4 protein-coding genes are annotated in these 4,987 nt (G+C 43.7%); 1 reads left to right on the top strand and 3 read right to left on the bottom strand.

Annotation, left to right across the window (positions count from 1 at the left end; genetic code table 11):
* Positions 1-636, top strand: a 636-nt coding sequence (gene thrB, locus V7Z60_RS08805) for a homoserine kinase (protein WP_334117454.1), incomplete at its 5' end; no start/stop codon positions are given.
* 47 nt (positions 637-683) lie between these two features.
* On the opposite strand, the gene V7Z60_RS08800 is transcribed toward thrB, so the two are convergent.
* From V7Z60_RS08800 to V7Z60_RS08790, 3 genes are all read right to left on the bottom strand, one after another.
* Positions 684-1,409: an N-acetylmuramoyl-L-alanine amidase family protein gene (locus V7Z60_RS08800; RefSeq protein WP_334117453.1), complete on the bottom strand. Its 726-nt coding sequence runs from the start codon at positions 1,407-1,409 to the stop codon at positions 684-686.
* A 754-nt stretch (positions 1,410-2,163) separates the two neighbouring features.
* Positions 2,164-3,366, bottom strand: a complete 1,203-nt coding sequence (locus V7Z60_RS08795) for a beta-carotene 15,15'-monooxygenase (protein ID WP_334117452.1) — start codon at positions 3,364-3,366, stop codon at positions 2,164-2,166.
* Between the two features lies 1 nt (position 3,367).
* The gene (locus V7Z60_RS08790) at positions 3,368-4,810 is read right to left on the bottom strand and encodes an oligosaccharide flippase family protein (protein WP_334117451.1); all 1,443 of its coding nucleotides are present in this window, start codon (positions 4,808-4,810) and stop codon (positions 3,368-3,370) included.
* Between the last annotated feature and the right edge of the window lie 177 nt (positions 4,811-4,987).

The raw sequence follows: 4,987 nt of genomic DNA, 5'->3' as shown, positions 1-4,987 counted from the left end.
ATTCCGCTGGCGCACGGACTGGGGAGCAGTTCGTCGGCACTGATTGCAGGCATTGTAATGGCAAATGAAATCGGAAGGATGAATCTGACAGATGAGCAGATTCTCCAGAAAGCCGCCGAGCTGGAAGGTCATCCGGACAACGTGGCTCCGGCATTATACGGTGATTTCGTCGTTTCAACGATGGTCGACGGCAGTGTTTCAAGCATCAGGCTCAAATTTCCTGATCTGACGATGGTTGCGTATATTCCTGCATATAATCTGGCCACGGCTGACGCACGCAACGTCCTGCCGGCAAAGTTTCCGTTTTCTGAAGCCGTTGCGGCCGGAAGCATCGGCAACGTCTTGGTTGCATCACTTGTTGCCGGTGATATGAAGACTGCGGGCAAGATGATTGAAAGCGACCGTTATCACGAAACCTATCGGGAAAAGCTTGTGCCGCATCTTCCGATTCTAAGGAAAATCGGACATAAGACAGGCGCAATGGCCACGTATCTCAGCGGTGCCGGCCCGACGGTCATGAGCTTTTTGCCGCATGACAGAGTTGATGAATATATTGACCTGGGCAAAAAAGCCGGTTTGAAAGATGAATATCGAATCCTGCAGATTGAGCGTGAAGGCGTTCATGTTGACAGATGAAAAAAGCATCTCCCCCGAGTTGGAGGAGATGCTTTTTGTTGAATCAGTTAATTTGCAAACCAGAGACGTAATGTGGATCCATATGCCGCATATTCGCACGTCTGCCAGCCGGCCTTGTACTGCTGCATCTTTCTTGCGACAAGATCATATGCATTGCCGTTATTTGAAACATTTGTGATGATTTCCCTTACGTGAAGGGTCTGGCCGTTGATTACAACGGGACTGCCAACGTGAAGAGATGCAAGCTCTTTGTGTGCACTGCCGTAATATTCAAATAAGTAGTAGTTTCTAAGTGATGTCCAGGCATAGACGTAACTGTCGGCAGGAACTGTTCCGGTTCCGCTGAATGACTTGATTGCGTAATTGTGACCATTAAGGGTGAATCCGTACTGCCTGTTTTGTGTAGTTCTTGGACTTCCTGTTGAAGGAAGCGGCTCCAATGCCCCTGAACTCGTGTTGAAGTAGTAGTGATGACCGTTGACTGTCTGATAGCCATATTGCATCTCACCACGGGAATTGTAGTAAACCGTCTTGCGCTGATTTGCGATGTACTGCAGACCAGTCTTCATGGCACCTGAGCCGTTGTCAAAGAGATACCAGTGACCGCCGATTTTCTGCTGACCATACTGCATCTCGCCACGTGAGTTGTAGTAGACAGTCTTCCTTTGGTTTGCGATCCACTGAAAGCCTGTCTTGTAATGACCTTTATTGTCAAAAAGATACCAATGGCCGTTGATGTACTGTTGTCCTTGGCGAACAGATGATGCTTGCACAGTTTTTATGCCCAGATCGTTGTCATTACACCTGATGATTCCTGAAGTTACTACCCCGAGGAATCCTAGAGTGACCATTGAAACTAAAATTGTTTTTTTAAGTTCTATACTGTGTTTCATATCTGTTACACCTCGCCTTTCTCTTATTTTCAGTATACGCAAAATTTATGGCTGGCATGTTTCAAAAGTGATGACAATTAATTGTTTTTTTGGGTTTAATTGTAGAAATAATGTGAATATTAATGTTTAAATTAGAAATAATAGACTGTATTGAAGATGAACAACTGTAAAACGAAAAAATTCGCTTCATAAATACAATGATCTTTAATTTGTGCTTAGCCGAAAAAGACCAGCTTCCCTCTTGGATTAAATTAAATGCGTTGTAGATTAACTGATTTTGTTCAGTTTTGATACATGAAAACTTGCTTTTTTAAAATACATAATTACGCATTGTCTGCTCAAGCAATGTGCAGGACAGGCTTATGGTCAAAACCCACATTTAACGTTGCATACACCAAAAGCCCGGATGAAAAAATCATCCGAGGCTTTTGATTGAGTCAGATTTTTTTCAGCCTCTATTTCTATGGCCCTATGGCAGCTCAGAAATGTAAAAGGCGTTTGCAATTAGACAATCACTGTTTAAACAACTACGGATGTTTGGGTAAACTGTCCGTATATGCAAATTATAGTTCAGACACTCAATATATGGGCGTCTGAACCACAAACCATTGACTTTGGTCGATGGTGGTTGACATCATGAAAAAGATAAATTATATCTAGGGTTCTTGAATTTATTCAAGTCTGCAAAGGTCGCAAGAAAAATGATGTTAAACGAAAGTTCCCACATGTGCTGGTCAATCAAGGCACTTAATGCAATGAAAATCAAGGCAACTTCCAAGGCATAGACCTGTTTGTTCATGAAATTATATGACAGGTACAGCAGAAAGATTACCATGATTATAAAGGTGATGCAGCCGAACATCATTAAAACCCTTATATATGAACAGTCAATGTAAAAATAATTCAGTACAGCCTTTGTACCCCCGCCGAAACCGTGTTGATCTATATACTGACCCAGTGAAGTCACATTGTAGTTCTTGAACGCCATGTGAGAGTAGTGAAGCCTTCCGGACAGAGCTCTGTCTATCATTGAAAGAACGGGGTTCTTCGGCGTATAGAAGTACGTTGATAAAATAATTGCTGTGACAGCTGTTCCAAGTATCAATGCAATTCCCTTGGAAGTAAGCAATTTAAGAATGGAAACGGTCTGCTTGTAAAAAACAGATGCCAGGATAAGAAGCGTCATCAAGATGAAGTCAACTTTTGTATCCGTGACGACATACGTTGTTATGGTTACTGCCACCATTCCAAGATATTCCGGGAAACACAGCTTGAAGTTCTTGATGATGACATATGCCAGCATTAGGCAGAAGCACCTCGCAGCGAGATCAGACGGATAGATGGTGCCCAGTGCATAGCGCATGGCACCATTGGGACGGGAATAGGCCAGCCCGTGTATTATTCTGAATTTAGCCAGTACAAAAGTTACCAACAAAGCTGAAGATACAGTTATGAAGAACACTTTGGCAATCTTAGAGAAATCAACATCCTGGGCGGATATTATGAAGATGTAGTAATAGAATATTTCAAGTAGTACTGCATTGTTTCCACTTGCCCAAAGGACAGTGCCCAACAGGAATATAATTGACCAGTCCTTAACGGAGTGCCTGTCAAATAATAATGCTTTCGCAATTACCATAAAGGCGGCAAGCATCTGAATGTGATATGTGATTGTTCCGGGAATCAGCTTAGCCAGCATGGTGCCTTGGATGAACTGCCCTGTAATGTACAAGAAAAAGGCGAGAAGATAGCTTGCTTCAGGTATCCATCGTAGCCGGTTCCTTATTTTTATACCTAGTGAAGATTGATATGTTTTTTCAAATGATATAGGCTCCATGTTACTTACTCCTAACTTTAGTTATGATGTCCTTTAACTTGAACAATATGGTTGGTCTCAGTAATAGCAGTCCGAAAGCGTACGTTGCCACCCCTGCTGCAATTTCCAATGCTATCATGATTATGTTCTGTAGTGTTGTCTGAGGTGATGAAGTAACGCAGATCCTGTTGACCACAATAAACATCACGACTCCCGCAAGTGCGTACTTCGGAACGTTGTGGAACATTTTTCTCAGGTCAAGTTCCTTTCTGACATGCCACAGCTGATATCCAGTGACCACGATTTCAGATGAGACAGTGGCCATGATGGCACCGTGAAGCCCCCAGAGGTAGATGAAGGGAAGATTGAGAATCAGGTTGACTATGGCACCGGAAACAACTGACCCCGTGTAAACCTTGATCTTGTCCGTTGGCAGGAGGTATTGCTGACCGACAACGTTGCTCCAGCCGATCAGGACGATGACGACGGCTTCAAGGCAGACGGCCATGCCGACAGGCTTGAACTGAGGGCCGAAGAACAACGGTGCGAGTTTTTGTCCGATGGCTGCCAGACCGGCGAACATCGGGATTGCGATACATGAGACAAAGTCAAACGAATCAGCGGTCATGTCATTGACGGCCTTGACGTCTCCTTCGTGGAAGGCATGGGCAACGTGGGGGAGCATGACTGTGCCAGTTGCCGTGACGATTGTGAGAACAAGCTTGACAAGCGTGTCTGACCTGTCATAGAAACCGGCAACATCACTGCTGACCATTGCCCAGAGCATGGTCTTGTTCAAGACCAGATAAATCTGGATGGCAATTTGTGGGATGAATAAAGCTATTGTAGGCTTGAAGTGTCTGAACGGATGCAGTTCCCTTAAATTCACCTTGACCAGTGTTCTTCTGATGTACGGCCAGAGCGTGAGGTTGCCGCCGAGAACGGAAATGGCCAGCACGAAGATGTACACCCAGGTGTCTCCTGCATCTCTCACGAACATGAAGATCATTGCCGCTGATGCAAGCTTCACCATTGTATTTTTCAGGACAGTCTTCTTGAAATCTTCAAGTCCCATGTAAAGCCAGGAGATGTCAAGAGCTGCAGCTATCAGGTTGATGGACTGAATCAGCATGTACACCTTGTATACTGGACAGAATGCTAAATATATAAGGAATGCCCCGTATGACAGGGTCATCATGATGAACTTGAGCATTTGGATTTCCCAGAAAATCTTGCTCATTTTCTGCCTGTCTGATCTGTGGTATGCAATTTCGCGATTGCCGTACATGGCAATGCCAATTGAACCAAAAAGGATGAAGTATTGAATCGTCGAGTTCGTTGCGGTGTTGATGCCGATACCGTGTGCTCCGATTACGCGCGAAACGTAGGGAGCAGTTATTAACGGCAATAAAACAGCCAAAAGCTGGTATCCGGCATTATAGAGATAATTTTTAATTACTTTCATATGATTCCTTACCTGTTTTTGCTTGGCTGATGTTATCAGCTATGCGTATTCACCAAGAATGTGATTGCTTGCAGTAAATTGTAGTAATATAATATAATCGACTGTGCAAAAGTGGTTTCAAGGCCACTAATAACATATTATACACTATAAATCAGTTTAGTTTAAACAAACTATTTT

This window comes from Ligilactobacillus sp. (genome assembly GCF_036846325.1).
Lineage (GTDB): Bacteria > Bacillota > Bacilli > Lactobacillales > Lactobacillaceae > Ligilactobacillus.
The sequence above is the reverse complement of the archived record's forward strand: the minus strand, read 5'-3'. Positions and strand labels throughout refer to the sequence as shown.